At 44.5% G+C, this 18,267-nt stretch carries 15 protein-coding genes; 10 read left to right on the top strand and 5 right to left on the bottom strand.

All coding sequences use genetic code 11. The features are described from left to right. Window positions 1–39: 39 nt before the first annotated feature. Window positions 40–528 carry a DUF29 domain-containing protein gene (locus H6G03_RS02420; protein ID WP_190461709.1) on the top strand — a complete coding sequence of 163 codons (489 nt, stop codon included), beginning with the start codon at window positions 40–42 and terminating at the stop codon, window positions 526–528. A gap of 138 nt (window positions 529–666) precedes the next feature. Here the strand turns inward: H6G03_RS02420 and H6G03_RS02425 are convergent, their stop codons facing one another. From H6G03_RS02425 to H6G03_RS02440, 4 genes are all read right to left on the bottom strand, one after another. Next, complete coding sequence (locus H6G03_RS02425) at window positions 667–2,259, bottom strand: iron uptake porin (RefSeq protein ID WP_190461711.1); 1,593 nt, start codon at window positions 2,257–2,259, stop codon at window positions 667–669. Window positions 2,260–2,495: 236 nt separating this feature from the next. Then, window positions 2,496–3,500, bottom strand: a complete 1,005-nt coding sequence (locus H6G03_RS02430) for an ABC transporter permease subunit (protein ID WP_190461713.1) — start codon at window positions 3,498–3,500, stop codon at window positions 2,496–2,498. Continuing rightward, window positions 3,497–5,038: a sugar ABC transporter ATP-binding protein gene (locus H6G03_RS02435; protein ID WP_190461715.1), complete on the bottom strand. Its 1,542-nt coding sequence runs from the start codon at window positions 5,036–5,038 to the stop codon at window positions 3,497–3,499. The genes H6G03_RS02430 and H6G03_RS02435 overlap by 4 nt, the downstream gene beginning before the upstream one ends. 185 nt (window positions 5,039–5,223) lie before the next feature. Continuing rightward, window positions 5,224–6,201, bottom strand: coding sequence for an ABC transporter substrate-binding protein (locus tag H6G03_RS02440; RefSeq protein WP_190461717.1), 978 nt, complete (start codon window positions 6,199–6,201; stop codon window positions 5,224–5,226). 539 nt (window positions 6,202–6,740) lie between these two features. On the opposite strand from H6G03_RS02440, the gene H6G03_RS02445 reads away from it, so the two are divergent. From H6G03_RS02445 to H6G03_RS02470, 6 genes are all read left to right on the top strand, one after another. Further along, window positions 6,741–7,667, top strand: coding sequence for an alpha/beta hydrolase (locus tag H6G03_RS02445; RefSeq protein WP_190461719.1), 927 nt, complete (start codon window positions 6,741–6,743; stop codon window positions 7,665–7,667). 574 nt (window positions 7,668–8,241) lie between these two features. Beyond that, entirely contained in the window at window positions 8,242–8,538 is a 297-nt protein-coding gene (gene fdxB, locus H6G03_RS02450; RefSeq protein WP_190461721.1) for a ferredoxin III, nif-specific, read from the top strand. A gap of 176 nt (window positions 8,539–8,714) precedes the next feature. Further along, complete coding sequence (locus tag H6G03_RS02455; protein WP_190461723.1) at window positions 8,715–9,197, top strand: hypothetical protein; 483 nt, start codon at window positions 8,715–8,717, stop codon at window positions 9,195–9,197. A 539-nt stretch (window positions 9,198–9,736) separates the two neighbouring features. After that, a complete protein-coding gene (locus H6G03_RS02460) occupies window positions 9,737–9,949 on the top strand; it encodes a DUF2997 domain-containing protein (protein ID WP_190461725.1) in 213 nt (70 codons plus the stop codon). A 10-nt stretch (window positions 9,950–9,959) separates the two neighbouring features. After that, window positions 9,960–10,526: a nucleotide exchange factor GrpE gene (locus tag H6G03_RS02465; protein ID WP_190461727.1), complete on the top strand. Its 567-nt coding sequence runs from the start codon at window positions 9,960–9,962 to the stop codon at window positions 10,524–10,526. 79 nt (window positions 10,527–10,605) lie between these two features. After that, window positions 10,606–12,168, top strand: a complete 1,563-nt coding sequence (locus H6G03_RS02470; protein WP_190461729.1) for an Hsp70 family protein — start codon at window positions 10,606–10,608, stop codon at window positions 12,166–12,168. Window positions 12,169–12,223: 55 nt separating this feature from the next. On the opposite strand, the gene H6G03_RS02475 is transcribed toward H6G03_RS02470, so the two are convergent. Beyond that, window positions 12,224–14,089 (bottom strand): putative bifunctional diguanylate cyclase/phosphodiesterase, encoded by a 1,866-nt coding sequence (locus H6G03_RS02475; protein WP_242060284.1) that lies wholly within the window; start codon window positions 14,087–14,089, stop codon window positions 12,224–12,226. A gap of 176 nt (window positions 14,090–14,265) precedes the next feature. On the opposite strand from H6G03_RS02475, the gene H6G03_RS02480 reads away from it, so the two are divergent. The 3 genes from H6G03_RS02480 to H6G03_RS02490 are packed head-to-tail and all read left to right on the top strand — an operon-like array spanning window position 14,266 to window position 18,179. Beyond that, window positions 14,266–15,510, top strand: a complete 1,245-nt coding sequence (locus H6G03_RS02480) for a WD40 repeat domain-containing protein (protein WP_190461731.1) — start codon at window positions 14,266–14,268, stop codon at window positions 15,508–15,510. Between the two features lie 38 nt (window positions 15,511–15,548). Continuing rightward, a complete protein-coding gene (locus tag H6G03_RS39205) occupies window positions 15,549–16,919 on the top strand; it encodes a LamG-like jellyroll fold domain-containing protein (RefSeq protein WP_190461733.1) in 1,371 nt (456 codons plus the stop codon). A gap of 30 nt (window positions 16,920–16,949) precedes the next feature. Next, a complete protein-coding gene (locus H6G03_RS02490) occupies window positions 16,950–18,179 on the top strand; it encodes a WD40 repeat domain-containing protein (protein ID WP_190461735.1) in 1,230 nt (409 codons plus the stop codon). The last annotated feature ends 88 nt before the right edge of the window (window positions 18,180–18,267 follow it).

The raw sequence follows: 18,267 nt of genomic DNA on the forward strand, positions 1-18,267 counted from the left end.
TGGGCAAGGTTGAAGAATCGGCGTAAGGAGGCTAGAGCTATGACCCCAACTCAATTGGGTGTCTCTAAATCTTCCGATTTGTACGAAACGGATTTCTATGCTTGGACTGTCGAGCAAGCAAAGTTTTTGCGAGATGGTGCCTGGGATAGTTTAGATGTTCCGAATTTAGTTGAGGAGATTGAATCTTTGGGCAAACAAGACCGCAGGGAGTTGAGGAATCGCTTAAGGGTTTTAGTAGGGCATCTGCTGAAGTGGGAATATCAAAGAGGTAAGCGTTCTAAGAGTTGGTCGAACACTATCCACGAACAACGTTATCAAATTAAAGAACTTATAAAAGAAAGCCCTAGTTTAAAACCTTACTTGCACGATGCTGTGGTTGAAATTTACAGCGATGCGCTTTCTTTGGCAGTGCGCGAAACTTCTTTAGATTCTAGTTGTTTCCCTCAAGAATGCCCTTACAACCTGGATCTGATTCTGGAAAAAGATTTTTTCCCTGGCGAGCAAACTGAATCGGATTCAATCGATTAATGAACGCATTTATAGCTAGGGACTAGGGCGTCGGGGCTAGGGACTAGGGGAAGAAGGGATAATGAACGTTCTTAATTCCTGAAACCCTTAATTCGACGCTCTTCTTCCCCTAACCCCTAACCCCTAACCCCTAGCCTCTTAAAAATTAAAGCTAGTCCGAACTAACCCGACCCATTGCGTGTCGTTGTAACTATCATTTTCAGGATTAATCACAACCCAAAATCCAGGAGTAATAGAAATGTTGTCATTCACCTGAAAGCGATAGAAAGCTTCAATGTGATATGATGTATCTGGCTCATCGCGCACATCGCTGCTAGTAACTCGCGGTGGCAAACCTACCAAAATTCCCGGTAAGTTGCCTTCACCTCCTACATCTGGGAAACTGAAACCGATCGCACCATACAAAACATCGGCATTCGCACCGCGATCGACATTAAGCACATCCGCACTACCCCTACCATTAGAAACGTTGCTCATCCCAGAACTTTCGGCATTGGCGCGAGTATAAACCCCCCAACCATGAACTTGAAAGTGTGGAGAAAAGTGATAGAATCCTTGTATACCCACAGAATCGCTGGATGTAGCAATATTATCGCCAAACGGCCCCGAAGCTAAAAAACTGCCCGTACTTGCACTGAGATCCACTTCTCCTCCGGGTGCATAAGAACGGGAATAAGCTACACCAATTGCTCCCCAATCGCGATAATAGGCAAGCTGAGCTAGAGCGTGGTAGGAACCGTTGAACAGTCCATTTTTTGGGGTGGGAATATTGACATCAGGTACTAAATAGCCGAGAGTTAAAATCAGATCTTTACTGATATTCCAGTTAATCGCACCACCGCCACCGCCGCGACGGTAAAGGGGACTGTATTCTCCAAACTTGGAGGGAATTCCCAAACTATCACTGGCGATCGTAGGCGGAGTGAGAGTGTTCGTAATATCTGTGTAACCGATACCAACTGTACCGAAAGTAACTGAGAGATTAGAAGTAATTGGGGTGATATACAGCAAGTGAGGAATGGTAACGTCATTATTTTCATTACCATCAAAGTTCAATCGCGTCATATTTGTACCCGTTTGTTCGGCAATATTATTGCCAAAGTTGCCAAATTCCAGACGGGTTCTCAACAAATCGCGACCTGTGAAGCTGGTTTCCAGATTTAATCGACCTCGATTGGCAACAATGGTGTTAGTGCGATCGCCACCACCACCAACGCGATCGCCAAAGGTATCTGTTACGGCAACGATAATTTCCGCATTTAACTTAGTCGTTGCAGAAAACTGATTCGCTTCTAATTGTGCTGTGCGTGCTTCTAGAGTATCTACTCGACCGCGCAATGTCGCTAATTCAGTTGTAAATTCTGCTTGCAGCCTTTGCAAAGTTGCTAAATCTTCCTGAGTAACTAAGTTTGTCGTTCCTGTCCCAATCAGTTCCCTAATGCGATCGAGGCAAGCATTCAATCCGGCGGCAAATTCGTATCGCGTCATCGCACGGTTACCTCTATATGTGCGTTCTGGATAACCTTCGATGCAGCCGTAGCGTTCTACCAGAGATTGCAGTGCCTGAAATGCCCAGTCCGTGGGTTGCACATCGGAGAGTTGAGAGACAGAGGTTACTTGTGCAAAGGCGTCTTTAGGTGTAGCTAAAGTGGCAGATGGCGTTAGTAGAAATAGTACAGGTGATGCTAGTAGAAAAGCTAGCAATCTGTAAGAGCAATACTTAAGTTGCATAAATAATTTCCTCTCATTGAATAGGATTTATCTAGGGGTTAGGGGATAGGGGCTAGGGGCTAGGGAAGAGTGGAGAGGGAAAAGGGGTTAGGGGATAGGGGCTAGGGGCTAGGGAAGAGTGGAGAGGGAAAAGGGGCTAGAAGTAGTAAGTTAGGAAACTAACCAGCTCCATAGTGTTGGGTTTCGCTGCTGCTCAACCCAACCTACAATCTACTTGCGATGAAATTCAAAATTTATCAAGCATGACTAGAACGGGTGCGAAGTCTGTCAATAGTCACGGCGATAATAATCACCAAACCTTTCACAACTAATTGCCAGAAAAATGATATGTTCATCAAGGTTAATCCATTGTTGAGGAGAGCAATAATTAAAGCTCCCAATAAGGTTCCCCAGATGGTGCCAATTCCACCGGTGAAGCTCGTTCCTCCCAAAATTACGGCGGCGATCGCATCGAGTTCGTAGCCTTGTCCCAACATACCCGTCGCACTGTAGAGACGCGACGCGCTCATAATACCGCCCAAACCGGAAAGCAACCCGCTGATGCCATAAACAAGTAACAGCACCCGACTGACTTTAATTCCCGTCAATCTCGCTGCCCGTGCGTTACCGCCAACAGCGTAAATATGCCGCCCAAAAACAGTCCTTCTTAAGACAAACCAACTAGCTACAATTGCTAGCAAAGCAATAATAACCAGCCACGGAATCGGGCCGAGATAATTGTTGCCAATCCAAGCAAAATTGAGATTTCGATTAATAACTGTAGTGCCATTGGCAACTAAATAAGCAACACCTCGCAATCCCGTGTAGGAACCCAAGGTGACGATGAAGGGAGGCAAACCCAAATAGGCAATCAGCGCTCCGTTAATTAAGCCCAAACACAATCCCGCTAATAAAGCAGCGGGTACGGCGAACCAACCCAAACCTGGAATTAACGAAACAAGCACTGCAACTACTGCCGTTACGCCCAAAATTGACCCGACTGAAAGGTCAATTCCTCCCGTTAAAATCACAAATGTCATGCCAGTAGCTAGGACAATATTAATAGATGCCTGCCGAATGACATTAATTAAATTTCCCAGTGAAAGAAAGTTGGGCGTGACAATCGAAAAAACGATACAAATGATGAGCAAAATTGGCAGTATACCGGCGACTTGGAGAAAATTTCGCCAAGCTTCGCGTTTGCCTGCTTTGTTGCGATCGCTTTCTCGATTTCTGGTAGTTTTTACTTGGGTTTGACTCACGATTTTTCTACCTCCCTTGCTCCGGTGGCGTAAGCCATAATGTTTTCTTGGGTAATCTTTTCTCCTGTGGAACCGCCCACTTCACCAACGAGGTGTCCCGCACGCATGACTAATACGCGATCGCTCATTCCCACAACTTCCGGAAGTTCGCTGGAAATCATTAAAATGGCGACTCCTTTGGCAGCTAGCTCGGCCATAATGCGATAAATTTCGCTTTTTGCACCGATGTCTACACCTCGCGTTGGCTCGTCTAGGATCAGTACCTTGGGGTTAATTGCCAACCAACGCGCTAGCAATAATTTCTGCTGATTTCCTCCTGATAAATCCACGGCTCTGATGCTCGGACTGGCCAGACGAATCTGCAAATTGTTAATCGCATCATTCGTAATTTTTGAAAGTGCGTTTGAGTCGATAATGCCAGCTTTTGCTTCTCGGACGAGAACATTCATGATGATGTTTTCATGAGAACTCATTTCCAGAAATAATCCCAAATCTTTACGGTCTTCTGGAACGTAAGCAATTCCCTGTTCGATCGCATCATCTGGTGTCGCAATATTGAGATGACGACCTTGCAGTTTGATTTCACCGCTCGTCTTTTTGTCAGCACCAAAAATCAGACGGGCAATCTCTGTTCTACCAGCGCCAACCAAACCTGCTAAACCAACAATTTCGCCTGCATGAAGTTGAAAACTGACAAACTTTACTTTGCGTCCATCGCTTAAATTTGTTACCTCAAGTACGACGGGACCGACAGTTGATTGACGTTTATGTTCGTACAAATCTTCTAAAGGACGACCCACCATCATTTCCACGAGGCGAGGGGCAGAAATTTCCCTTTTTTCCAGAGAACCGATGTATCCGCCATCACGCAATACGCTGACGCGATCGGCAAGCGCATAAATCTCTTCCATCCGATGGCTAATATAGATAATAGCGATGCCTTCATTCCGCAACCGACGAACGACCTCGAAAAGTTTTTCTGTCTCTCGTTCTGAAAGCGCTGCTGTGGGTTCATCCATCACCAGGATGCGACTTTTGTCTTTGAGCGCTCTAGCTATTTCCACTTGTTGCTGTTCGGCAATTGAAAGTGTGGAAACAAGGTTTTCCGCATCAAAACTCGCGTCCAAGTTTTCCAGTATCTCACCTGCCTTACGCCGCATTCCTTCTCGATCGATCGCGCCATGTTTTGTAAGCTCTCGACCCATAAAAATGTTTTCGGCAACTGTCAAATTGGGGGCGAGATGGATTTCTTGATAAATAATGGCGATGCCCAAATCTCTGGCTTGACCGGGGTTGGTCATTTTAATAGGTCGATCGTCAATTCGGATTTCTCCCGCATCGGCTATGTAGGCTCCTGCCAAAATTTTCATTAACGTACTTTTGCCTGCACCATTTTCACCCATGAGTGCGTGAACTTCGCCAGGGTAAATTGTGAGGTTGACATCGTGCAAAGCAGTAAAGCCATGAAAGGTTTTGGTAATGCCTTGCATCTGTAGTACGGGTTTTGTTTGAGTTGCTGTTTCCCGGATATTTACCATGAAAAATCGCCTCTTGTCAGTAACAAATAAAGACGTTTTATTTTGATTTTTGACCGAATACAAACGGTTTAAAACCTCCCATTACAAGGGTTATCATCAAAAAAAATCCTAATTTTAAGATCCGCATTTTCAAGGCGGAGCCAATCCAAAATCCAAAATCCAAAATCCAAAATCCAAAATTGTTTTTATTGACTGCTCCAGCCTTTATAATCTTTAACGTTTTCGCGAGTGATGAGTTTGACTGGAATTAGAATGTTTGGATTGGCAGGCTTTTTGCCTTTGAGAAGGTTGTTTCCGACTTCAACTGCCTTGACTGCCATGCTAAATGGGTCTTGCGCCGCAGTGGCGGCAAATAAGCTATTCTGTTGTTCGAGGGCGTCTTTAGCTTCCGGTGCGCCATCGACACCAACAATAAAGAATTCGCTGCGCCTCGCTTGTTTGGCGGCTAATTCTGCACCAATGCCAGTAGGGTCATTAATAGCAAAAACGGCATCGATTTTTGGGAATGAAATGAGCAAATCGCTCATTACTCTTAAGCCACCATCGCGGCTACCTTCGGCATTTTGATCTTTGGAAAGAATCTTGATACCTGGGTATTTGGCGAATACGCTCAAACATCCCTGGACTCGCTCGACCACGGAAGTGACAGGCGGGCCATTGATAATTACAACGCTGCCTTTACCCTTTAAGCGATCGGCAATATATTGACAGCTTACTTCACCGGCTTGCACGTTATTGGAAGTAACTGTGGCATCGACGCCTCCCTCGGCGGCGGTATCGACTGCAACGATCGGAATTCCGGCTTGCTTAGCTTTTTCTACAGCAGGAGCAATCCCTTTACTGTCAGCAGCATTAAGGATGATAAAGCTGACATTTGAGGCGATGAAGTTTTCGATTTGGTTGAATTGCTGATTTAAGTCGTCTCCACTGGAAACAAGGGTTGTCCTGATATTCTGACCGCCAATTTTCTTGGCAGCCGCTTCAGCACCTTCACCAATTTGGACGAAAAAGGGGTTGCCGAGGTCGCGGACTGTGACGGCAACTGATGAAAGTTCTGTGTTCCGACGGTTGCTAGTTTGGGTGTTCTGGGGATTTGTCGCGCAACTGGCAATAGCGCTACTTACTAAGCTAAAAAGACCGACTGCGATCGCTACTCGTTTCACTTCTTACTCCAATGAACGCTCATTTGGAGAGAGTCTGTTCCGAATATTACGCTGCCACGCCAAGAGCAGCCCTTGTCACATTTACGATCGTTAGATAATTTGTACGATGGGCATTGCCCACCATACCTGTATCGAAAGGCTTACAGCCATTTTGGTGGGCATTGCCCACCCTACTTATCTAACTCAAGATCTAGGACTGCACAATACCTTTTACTTTTGCGTTAGTAAAACTTCCAGATCCGATCGCTAGAATGCTTTGTCGAACAAAGATCCAAACAAAAGTCCTTGTTTTCGCCTCCTCAAAATAGTTAGTTTTTATTGCGATGTATTAAATTTTATGTCAGCATTCTCATTCTTTCAAACCTGGAGAAAACTTTTGGCAAAAACAGCCAAAGGTTTTGGTGGAAGGCTTGCAGAGCCGTATCCAATTTGACTCTCACTGTTGTATATGATGATACTTAAAAGCGCATTTGCCATCTATCTTAAGATGAATGGTACTCAAATCAATCGAAAATCTAAAATCTAAAATCTAAAATCGAATGCCCCTCGATCGACAAGTTGAAGAATTTTTGCGGCTAATCGCACAGATGGAACTGCCGCGCCTTTCTACTCTCGACCCGGTACAGGCAAGGGAACTAGCCGCCAAGCTGCGCGGTAAACCTTTGCGACCCCTAGCCCTGGCCCGCGTCGAAAATCGTACCATCCCCGGCCCAGATGGCGAGATTCCCATCCGCATTTACGTGCCAAATGGCAGGGCACCTTTCCCGGTGGTGGTTTTTTTTCACGGCGGCGGTTGGGTGTTGGGTAATTTGGATGCGATGGATAGTACTTGTCGTTCTCTGGCTAAGGATGTCGGTTGCATAGTAGTCTCGGTAGACTACCGATTGGCACCGGAACACAAGTTTCCGGCGGCGGTGGAAGATGCTTATGCGGCGACGATGTGGGTAGCAAATAATGCTGGTGTTATTAATGCCGATCGCGATCGCATTGCCGTAGTCGGAGATAGCGCCGGCGGCAATTTGGCTGCGGCAGTCGCTTTGATGGCGCGGGATAGAGGTCAGCCAGCACTAACTTATCAAGTCCTGATTTATCCGGTTACTCAGTATGGTTTTGATACAAAGTCTTACCGCGAATATGCGGAAGGATTCGGTTTGAGTAAGGAGGAGATGATTTGGTTCTGGCAGCATTACCTAGCAAATGCCACCGATGGGCAAAATCCCTACGCTTCACCGCTATTAACTAAAGATTTGAGCAATTTACCACCAGCGCTGATTATTACGGCTGAATGCGATATCCTGCGGGATGAAGCGCAAGCTTATGCGGTGCGATTGCAATCTGCTGGTGTGTCGGTACAGCTAAAACAATATGATGGCACGATTCACGGGTTTGTCGGGATGGCACAGGTAATAGATGCGGGGAAAAAAGCGATCGCCGATATAGCAGCGCAATTACGTTTGGTGTTTTGACACTCCGCCGGATGAATCGCGGCGGATTCTCAGTTTTTGTGGCGATCGTAGAATGTTATCTAATCGTAGGGTGGGTTATACACGGGCGATAATTTCAGAACTTTCGATCGAGTAATTTAGTTTCCGTTTTGTAACCCACTATCTCACTCAACTTTAACATTCATTCAGGAACATTTTTACCCATAAATATGAAAAAATCAAAGTGAGAGCGATCGTTCGCTAGATCGAGTTTGATTTGAGCGATCGCAACTAATTAAATGTAGTTTAAAATACAAATTACCGAGCCAAAATTGGGTAACGAATTTTCTCGCGCCAACTCGTTATTATGCTTTTTCTGCATTTCAAAATGTTATATTTGCATTAGCAATACCAAGCAGCTAACTGATTTATTGCAAAATAATCTTAATTACGCTAGCTTCACAAACAGTAGGGGAATCAGAATATATTAAAAAACTGTAAAGCTTCTATATAAAGCTAATTTATTTTTAACAAAAAAAGGTAAAAAAAACGAGTAATATGAGATTACCTGCTAAAAGTTACCCTTTGCAAAAACTGACACGAAGGAGTTTAGACAATGGCACAACTAACTGGTTTGACATTTGGGGGAAAAAATTGGATACCCCAATTTGTGCAAGCAATCAATCAAGCTAAATGTATTGGCTGTGGCAGATGTTTTAAAGTTTGTGGGCGCAATGTGCTGTCGCTCAGAGCGATGAACGAAGAGGGAGAATTTGTGGACAATGAGGAAGATGACGAGATCGAACGCAAGGTGATGACGATCGCCAACCAAGGTAATTGTGTCGGTTGTCAAGCTTGCGCGAGGATTTGTCCCAAAAACTGCTACACTCATGCGGCATATGCGCTCGCTTAAATCGTTTTTGGCTACCAACTTAAATCGGCAGACTTGGTTTATAGAAGACAAGTTTTAAACAATTAGTCATTCCTAGCCAAGCAGATTTTGTGGATAGCTTCTTAACGTGGGGCAAGGTTGGAAATAACCTTGTTTACTTGTCCCCTTGTCCCTTTGTCTACCTACTGGAGATGGAGATGCAAGTAACGGAAGAAAAAGTTTCCTGGTACGACGTTCCAGCCGATATTAAACACTTGTTAGTGTTAGCGGCGGAAAATTGGGAAAATAGCGCTAAATCAGAAGAGTACATGAACCAAGCCTTGGCGAAAACAGGAAATAATACAGATGTCCTGGTAGCAGCATATCGGTATTTTTTCTACAAAAATAATCAGCCAATGGCACTTGTGATGGCAACTAAAGTTGTGGAAAATGTCAAGGAATCAGAAAAATTGCCGGACGATTGGTCAGAGTTAAAGCCAATCTTAGAAACTCGGAAAAACGAAGCGGAAATTCGGCTGTATTTAAACGCCTATGCGGCTTCTGGATTTGTGCTGGCTAAGTTGGGAGAAATAGAGAAGGCTCTAGAGGTAATGTCGAGAGTTAAAGAGATTGACGATCGCAATGAATTTGGAGCTAAGACTATATTTGAAATACTAACTCGTCCGCCAGAAGAGGATTAAAGATTGCCAAAGGCGATCGAGTTAACGCAAACAAAAGTTTTCACCACTCATATCCCCAAAACAATAGCCTTCTTTAGTCAGGATAATAACTGACTTAACTGTGGAGAATTGCTTCAGCGTAGCCTCAACAGAACTTTTGACGCGAGCATCATCTCCTATCCCATCGGATGGGTAAGTTGATGTGCGATCGCTACTTTTAGTTCCGGCACTTCAACTTATTCTGCCGAGTCTATATCTTGACAGCATTACGCAAAGAATCTTTACTATAGTTACTATCAGTCTAGCCGTTTTGAGAGATTGACTGCTCCTGTTACAGATGGGTGTGGTTGCACTTCTGTGCTACAGTATAATACAAAGGATGTTACCAGGGAAGTTATCGCTATCTCAGATAACTTCCCTGGTATGACATCGGACTCAAGTCTGCCTTAGATCGAATCAGAAGAGAATTTTCTTGAGGTGCGATCGAAAACAGACGAATGGCAAAATCGAGCATACAATCAAGAAAGTAGTAAACTAGGCTGAATACAGGAATCCTAATTATGGCCCAGTATCAGAAGATAGAATATCGCATTGGCGCTGACGGCAAGATAGTTGAAACCGTCCTCAATGGCGTTGGCTCCAGCTGCACCGAAAACACTTCAGGAATTGAAAAAGCTCTGGGCAAAGTGGAATCGCAAAAACTGTTTCCAGAATATTATCAAGATGGCGAAGAGCTAATTAACGAACAAACGCAAAACCAAACGGAAATGTAGAGTAGTGGTGATGGTTAACGACCCCAATCTATTCTGGTTTGGTTGCGTTTTGTGGTTGGTTAGCATTTGGCTAATTTTCAGTCTGCTTCGTTCTGATGAAGCTAAATCTGACAAGGAGAACGATACGGCTGCTGAAAAGCGTTTCCAAGCAGAAGCAGCCAACGAAAAAATCGAAGCCTTGCGCCAAGAATGTCTGCGGCTGCGAGAAGAATTGCAGCAGCAATCAACACAGCTAAAAGCTGAGTTCGAGAATGCTACCTTCTCCCAATTGCAAACACTGCTAACCAACTATCCCAGCGTTCGCAAAATGACGGAAGCGAAACCAGATTTACCAGCTAAAAATTTGGTGGCGCTGTTTGCTCCGTTGGATAATGTTTTGGAGAGTTGGGGGTATGAAAGAATTGGTTCTGCTTGGGAACAAGTGCCATTCAATCCCCAACTGCATCAACCGGATACGAATGATATTACGGAAGGAGAGTTGGTTTATATTCGGTTTGTCGGGTATCGAGACGGCTCGCGCATTCTTTCTCCCGCCAAAGTCAGCCGTAATTTACCAATTTCGCCTCCACCTAAATGATTGGAATTTGCAGATTTCAAAGCTTTGGAATCTGCAATCTGAAATCTGAAATTAACCAATTACTGATGAATGATAGCTAATGACAGTTGTTGCCATCGATTTCGGAACAAGCAACACCGTCGTCTGCACTCTAGATCCCGCAACGCAGACGCCACGGACGCTGAAATTTAAAGCCATATCGCGAGGATTTGAAACACCTGGCGGTCAAGTATTTGTAGTCCCAACGCTGGTATACGTCCAAAAGGAAAACCGCCTCGTGTTTGGGGAACAGGTGCGATCGCAACGTCTCGCTTTTAACGAAACAGAGCGACTTTTTCAGGCATTCAAACGCGATTTAGCCGCAGATTTTCAGCCGCCACCCCGTCAAATTGATGGTAACAGTTACTCGGCAGAATCAGTATCGGAACTGTTTATCAAAGAAATTTGGCAACAAATAGAGCCAGAAAAACTGCAACCCAAGAACGTAATTTTTACCGTACCTGTGGGTGCATTTGAACGCTATCTTGACTGGTTTCGCGATATTGGCGAAAAACTGGGCGTTCCGGAAGTGCAAATCGTAGATGAATCTACAGCCGCAGCGCTTGGTTATGCGGTGAAAAGACCGGGTTCTGTGGTTTTAGTAGTAGATTTTGGCGGCGGAACTCTGGATTTAAGCTTAGTTCGCACCCAAGCAGCCAGCGGCGGACAAAAAATATTAAAAGCTGAAGTAATAGCCAAATCCGATGCTTATGTCGGCGGTGTTGATATAGATGTTTGGATTGTCGAACATTATTTGCGGCGAATTGGTTCTTCGCGACAAGAAATAAAAGAAATTGGTTGGCAGAATTTATTGCAAATCGCAGAAAAGCTGAAAATTCAATTATCAACTGCAAGTGAAGCCAAAGATAGTTGGTTCGACGATGAAAACTTTATTGCCCACGAATTGAATTTAAGTCGAGATGAATTAGAAGAAATACTGGAAAATCAACAGTTATTAGAACAACTGCGGCAAGCTTTGGATGAAGTGGTAGCGGTTGCTTACAACAAAGGCGTCAGCAAAACTGATATCGAACTGGTGGCGCTGGTGGGAGGTAGCTGTTTAATTCCGGCAGTGCAGCAATTAGTTATATCTTATTTTGGCAAATCGCGGGTGAAAATAGGCAAGCCATTTGAAGCGATCGCGCACGGTGCGCTGACACTTCCGCAGATAATAGAAGTGGAGGATTATCTGCGACATGGCTATGCAATTCGTCTCTGGGAACCGCAAATGCGAACTTATTCTTATTTTCCTTTGTTTGAAAAGGGAACTAAATATCCCTGCCAACGCGACGAACCGCTGATATTGCAAACAGCATTAGAGGGACAGCGAGAAATTCGTTTGGATATTGGCGAATTGGCAGAAATATCCCACGCAGAAGTAACCTTTGATGCGCTGGGAAGAATGACGAGTGGTAGCGTGCATCAAGAGTCAGAATTTCGTTCTTTGGAAAGCCATCACGAACAAGTTTGCGTAGCGCATCTCGACCCACCGGGACAACTAGGCATAGATAGGATCGAAGTAAATTTTGAAGTGAATGAAGGGCGGGTTTTGTTGGCAACAGTGAAAGATTTGTTGACGAGACGAGTGTTGGTGGAGAGAAGTGCGATCGCGAAACTTCAGTAATTAAAATATCGATCGTGGGAGAGTTGCTTGCAGATTGAATAGCGATCGCACTTCCTCAACTTGAGATTAAATTCCTGATATCTTCGTAATTAGTCACTTTTTCGCTTTTCTTTAATAGCGCAGTCATGGCAAGGGTGGGAATAGGCGGACTAAAATAGTAACCTTGAATTTCATGGCAACCTTGTGCTTTCACATATTCGCACTGTTCTTGTGTTTCTACGCCTTCAGCGGTGATATTTAAGTCTAGGCTTTTTGCCAAAGTGATAATTGCGTTGGTAACTGCTCCATCATGGGAGTTAGAAACAACGTCGCGCACAAAAGAGCGATCGATCTTCAGAGTATGGATGGGAAAACGTCTCAAATAATTTAAAGATGAATATCCGGTGCCAAAATCATCCAGTGCTAACTTCACACCTAACTCGCGCAATTCTTCCAGTACCCTAATTGACTGTTCGAGATTCTCCATCATCAAACTTTCCGTAACTTCAAGTTCTAAATAAGCGGGATTGAGTTGTGTCTCATTGAGGATAGAAGCGATGCGTTCAACTAAATTCAGTTGTGCCAATTGGCGAGCTGACAAATTAACCGCTACCCGCAACGATTGGGATAACGATTCTTGCCAGAGTCGGTTTTGAGTGCAAGCGGTGCGTATCACCCATTCCCCAATGGGAACGATCGAACCATTAGCCTCTGCAATCGGGATGAATTTGGCTGGCGAGACGAGTCCAAGTTCGGGGTTTTGCCAACGCAATAAAGCTTCGACACTCACAATTTTACCCGTAGTTGTATCAACTCTAGGCTGATAGTAAAGTACCAGTTCGTTTCGCTGTAAAGCATAACGCAATTTACTTTCCAAAGCTAACCGTTCCTGCAATTGGGAATTCATGTTAGCTGAGTAAAACTGATAGTTATTTGGCATCTGGCGATAGGCTTCATCGACTGCTGTATTGGCACTTTGCAAAAGTCGATCGACTGTATTGCCATCAAAGGGATAGATAGCAATGCCAATGCTAACTACAGCATTGACGCGATCGCCAAATAAATTGATGGGTGAAGCGAGGCGATCGAGGAGCGATCGACAAAACTCTACCGCATCCTCCGATGCAGTTAATTCGGTAAGCGCGATCGCAAATTCATCGCTGCCAATCCGACAAAGGATATCGTGAGTGGATATAGTAACACTTAGCCTTTGGGCAATTACTCTGAGTAGTCGATCGGCTGCATCGCTTCCCAAACCATTATTAATTTCTCGAAAATTATTCAACTTCAAAGCCATCACCGCTAACAGCCGATTTCTTTCCTGATTTCGCAACAAAGCTTGCTGGAGACGATCGCCAAACAAAACTCGATTGGCAAGACTTGTTACAGCATCGTAGTTAGTTAAATGTTCGATAACTTCATCTAATTTTTTGATTGTTTGGACTGTATCTGCCATCAAAATACCAGCTTCATCAGTATATTTGGTTGGCAGATCGGGTAGCTTTTTTTGATTGATGTACGCTCTTTGGGCTAAATAGGTGAGAATTATCGGTGCTAGCAGTTTGTGCAAAACATATAACGTCACGACTGTGCCGATTAAAGTCGCAGCTAGTGCAATTACCAGCACCCGCAGACTTGCCGCCAAGGAAAATGAGTTGCTCGCTAAAAAATAACCCAAAAGAGCTAAAAGCGGTACGTGCGTTCCCAAAAACGCCACGCACATGATTTTGCCCTCGTAGCTTTTTGGACGGGGAAATTTCGAGATAAATACGTAAAGCGACAACTCTCGATCGGTTTTTTTCATGAAAAATACCAGATAAAATGATTTTGCAGTTTCCTCAAGCCGAATAATCTCGCTCAGGCAACTTATTCCATAAATTTGCCTGTATTTATCTTGATTACCCCGAAAACTGTGCAAATCTATCCCAAAGATAGATCTCATTTTGCTCTGGCTTAAGTAGTAGAGCGATTACTTTTTACTTAACTTTTAGTTTAGCAACAAAATGTGAAAAACTGCTGAACGCAGAAAAATCGGCAATCTTGTCTTTTAGCCTCAAAACGGATCGGTTCCCTTGTTTCATACTACTTTAGTAGTAGTTGTGCAGAAGTTGAGGTGCAATGGCAGAGAATCCCCATCTACCCAGAGAATACGATGCCGTACTTGGCGCTCAAGTAGTAAGCGCACCAGATGCTGCTGTTTTAGGAGGCTTAGCAGCTGTGAAGAGACGCTTGGTCAGCCCCATTATTCAGCAACGAATTCTTGCGTTATCGGATACATTGAAGTACGGAAAAGCTGGTTTAGAGTTAGCGATCGAATTTCTCAAAGACGAATCGGAGGAAATTCGGCAAGCTGCTTGCGGAGTCCTCTTAGAAAATCCACAATTACCGGGAGTTCTCAAAGCAATATGGACATATAGGCCGACATCTTTAAAAATACTCGATCGACATTCAGGTTACGTGACTGCTATTGCTTTTAGCCAAGATGGCAAGCACTTGTTTAGTGGCGGCGAACTGGGTAAAATTATAGTTTGGGATTTGCAGCAAGGAGAAGTAATTCGCACCCTCAAAAGACATTGCACTTGGGTTTGTTCCCTCATTGCCAGCTTAGATAAAAAAACTCTCGTCAGCGGTAGCTGCGACCATACAATCTCAGTTTGGGATTGGCAAACTGGCGCAGAAGTTCGCAGTTTAATTGAATATCCGCAGTCAATCCCAGAAATTGCCACTCATACCAATCATCCAGCCAGGATTATTTCAGTTGCCATCAGTCGAGATGGGCAAACATTAGTCAGCGGCACTCAGGGCAAAACAATTACTATCTGGAATTTAAAAAACGGACGAAAAATTCATAATTTTACTGTTCAGGGGCATCACAATCATATTACGAGAATTGCTCTGACTCCAGATGGACAAACTCTGGCGACTGGCGGAGGTTTTCACGATCGCACAATTAAAATTTGGCATTTGCAAACCGGAGAAAAAATCCGCACTTTGCAACCCCATCCAGGTGGGGAAGTGACTGCCCTTGCTTTTACTCCCGACGGAAAAACTTTGGTGAGTGGCAGTAACGATAAAACAGTCAAAGTATGGAATTGGCAGACAGGAGAGGAAATACATTCTCTGGTCGGACATCAAAATTGGGTGACATCTCTTGCCCTCAGTTTTGATGGCAAAATAATCGTCAGTGGCAGTTGGGATGGCACCGTTAAATTATGGGATTTAGAGACAGGCGAAGAAATCTGCACGCTGGGCAACTATTCAGGTCGTTATGCCAATGTAATTGCATCGGTGAATATCAGTCCGGATGGAAAGACTGTTGTGAGTGGGGATAGAAACGGGATAATTAAGTTGTGGAGCGTTTGAACTTTTGCATAGAGATTCCAAAAGAACGGGAATAACTTATGGCGAATCGCAAAATCTTGATTATCGATGACAGCGGAGTCGTTCGTAGAAATACCAAAGCAATGTTACCTGTGGGTAAATTTGAAATCTTGGAAGCTAAAGATGGTCTGGAGGCAATCAATCTCATCCACCAAGAAGGGCCAAACTTGATTTTACTGGATTGGATATTGCCTAGAGTGAGCGGTTGGGAAGTGTTTCAGCATATCCAAGCCGATCCGGAATTACAGAAAATTCCCTTAGTGGTGATGTCAGGACGTATAGATGAAGTAAGAGCAAAAATTCCCGAACCGTTTGCGTATTTTGAATTTTTACAGAAAATTTTTGACCGAAACCAACTGATTTCTGCAATTAAATTGGCGATTGCTAAAGCCAGATTGCGTAATCAATCGGCTCCTCAACCTACTAATAACAACATCCCGCAACCGCAAGAATATGATGCTGTGCTTGGCGGTCAAAATCCACCGCCTGTGAATGCGGTTGTATTGGGAGGAATGGCAGGTGTGAAGTCGCGATTGACAAGTGCGATCGTCTCTCAGAGAATTGCGGCATTAAAAGAAGCGCTGAATTATGGAGAAGCCGGGATAAGTTTGATGATTCAATCTTTAAAAGATGCTAACGGACAAGTACGAGCAACTGCTTATTTGCTACTGCAAAAAAGGACAGAAATTAAAGTTCGACAAGCACTGCGGGAGTACATACCCCCCGATCTGGTGGCGTGGTGGCGCTTGGATGAAACTGAAGGTAATACTGTTAGCGATCGCATCGGCACAAATCACGGCATAATCAATGGTTGCACTCCCGCACCCATAACTAATACCATCAAGCCCAGTTTGCTTAGTTCTCTGTGCTTTGATGGTGTGAATGACTATGTACAAATTAGCGACGCTCCTGCCCTCAACTTTGGAACGGGCGACCTTTCCATCTGTTTTTGGGTTAACACCAGTAACCCGCATGGAAATATCGATGTCATTATTGATAAAAGAGTTGAAAGTTCGGGTGCTGTGCAGGGCTATACTGTTTGCAATTATCGCGGCAGTTTATGTTGTCAACTAGCTGATGGGATAGGCACTGGATGGACGAATTACCTCGCCTATATATCAATTACTAATAGCAAGTGGCATCATGTGGCGATTACGATCGACCGAGACCAAACTGATGGGGGAAGGTGGTATCTTGATGGGGTAGAGGTCGGCAATCGATTTAACCCAACAGACAGACAAGGTTCTCTCAACAACGCGAAACCGTTGCGAATTGGCAGACGTTCCGATCATCCCAGTTGGCCCGGATTCTTCAAGGGTAACATTGCAGATATCAGACTTTTCAATCGTGTGCTGGAGGCGATCGAAATTCAAGCGATATATGAGGCATAATACAAAGAGTACTACAAGCCTACCAGTGCAATGGCACAGAATCAGCCCAGAGCTTACGATGTCGTCTTAGGCAATCAAACGCCCACGCCTGTGGGTGCTGCCGTTTTGGGAGGAATCGCCGGCGTCAAGCGGCGCTTCGCCAGCGCAGATGTCGTCCAACGATTGGCAGCTCTGCAAGAGACAACCAAGTACGGACAAGCAGGTTTAGAACTGCTATTTTCCGCCTTAATGGATAAATCGTGGCAAGTGCGGCAAACTGCTTACTTGCTAGTTCAAGATTGCGAAAAAGAAACTTTGCAACGAGTTTTACAAGAACACAATCCGTATCAATTGTTTGGGTGTTTGTACAAATATTACACACCCAATTCTACCACTTATGCCCTGACCGTTTCTCCTGACGGACAAAATATTGTCAGTGGCGGCAAGGACAAAATTATTACCGTGCGATCGCTCTACACGGGCAGGATCGTTCGCACCCTCAGCGGACATACAGATGGAATCAAATCTATTGCCATCAGTTCTTCCGGACAAACTCTGATTAGTTGCTGTTGGGATAACACCGTCAAGGTTTGGCAATTACAAAATGCGGCAAATAATGGTGGAACTGTGCCACAAAGCAAAAGCTTGGACAAGGCATTACTTTATACTTTATTTCCCCATACTGAGGCAGTTAATTGCGTTGCCATTACACCCAACGGAAAAACTCTCGCCACTGCCAGCGAAGATCGTACAATTAAATTGTGGGATTTACCCACGCAACGGTTAATTTCCACTTTTGCAGGACATACAGGCGCAGTCAAATCTGTTGCCATTAGTCACGATGGCAAGATTTTAGCCAGCGGCAGTGCTGACTCTACTATCAAATTGTGGAACTTAGAAACTGGAGAATTATTGCATACCCTCATCGGACATTCCGATGGGGTTAAATGCGTGGCGATCGGTCCCGATAGTAAAATTCTGATTAGCGGTTCTCTGGATAAAACAATTAAACTGTGGAACTTGCAAACGGGGAGATTTTTACGCACTCTCATCGGACATTGGGATGAGGTGAATCATCTTGCGATCGCACGCGATGGCTACACCTTTGCCAGTTGCAGTCGCGATGGAACAATTAGATTGTGGCATCTGCGAACGGGGACGCAATTGCATATGTTAGAAGGTTATCTAAATGAGGTTGTTGCTGTTGCCATTACCCCCGATGGAGGTAAGATTGTTAGTAGCAGTAAGGATGAGAAAATTAGAGTTTGGGGAGTGCGTTAGCAATTTGAATAGGACTTACGCAAAGAAACCCGGTTTCTCTGAAAAATCGTCGCTAGAAAGCTACAAATCTCCCCAGAAACCCGGTTTC

The sequence above is a fragment of the Aerosakkonema funiforme FACHB-1375 genome (assembly GCF_014696265.1).
GTDB lineage: Bacteria > Cyanobacteriota > Cyanobacteriia > Cyanobacteriales > Aerosakkonemataceae > Aerosakkonema > Aerosakkonema funiforme_A.

Bases quoted from the DNA above. Each gene is read 5' to 3' on its own strand.
- H6G03_RS02420 (WP_190461709.1), top strand. From the start codon at position 40: ATGACCCCAACTCAATTGGGTGTCTCTAAATCTTCCGATTTGTACGAA.
- H6G03_RS02425 (WP_190461711.1), bottom strand. From the start codon at position 2,259: ATGCAACTTAAGTATTGCTCTTACAGATTGCTAGCTTTTCTACTAGCA.
- H6G03_RS02435 (WP_190461715.1), bottom strand. From the start codon at position 5,038: ATGGTAAATATCCGGGAAACAGCAACTCAAACAAAACCCGTACTACAG.
- H6G03_RS02445 (WP_190461719.1), top strand. From the start codon at position 6,741: ATGCCCCTCGATCGACAAGTTGAAGAATTTTTGCGGCTAATCGCACAG.
- fdxB (WP_190461721.1), top strand. From the start codon at position 8,242: ATGGCACAACTAACTGGTTTGACATTTGGGGGAAAAAATTGGATACCC.
- H6G03_RS02455 (WP_190461723.1), top strand. From the start codon at position 8,715: ATGCAAGTAACGGAAGAAAAAGTTTCCTGGTACGACGTTCCAGCCGAT.
- H6G03_RS02460 (WP_190461725.1), top strand. From the start codon at position 9,737: ATGGCCCAGTATCAGAAGATAGAATATCGCATTGGCGCTGACGGCAAG.
- H6G03_RS02465 (WP_190461727.1), top strand. From the start codon at position 9,960: ATGGTTAACGACCCCAATCTATTCTGGTTTGGTTGCGTTTTGTGGTTG.
- H6G03_RS02470 (WP_190461729.1), top strand. From the start codon at position 10,606: ATGACAGTTGTTGCCATCGATTTCGGAACAAGCAACACCGTCGTCTGC.
- H6G03_RS02475 (WP_242060284.1), bottom strand. From the start codon at position 14,089: ATGAGATCTATCTTTGGGATAGATTTGCACAGTTTTCGGGGTAATCAA.
- H6G03_RS02480 (WP_190461731.1), top strand. From the start codon at position 14,266: ATGGCAGAGAATCCCCATCTACCCAGAGAATACGATGCCGTACTTGGC.
- H6G03_RS39205 (WP_190461733.1), top strand. From the start codon at position 15,549: ATGGCGAATCGCAAAATCTTGATTATCGATGACAGCGGAGTCGTTCGT.
- H6G03_RS02490 (WP_190461735.1), top strand. From the start codon at position 16,950: ATGGCACAGAATCAGCCCAGAGCTTACGATGTCGTCTTAGGCAATCAA.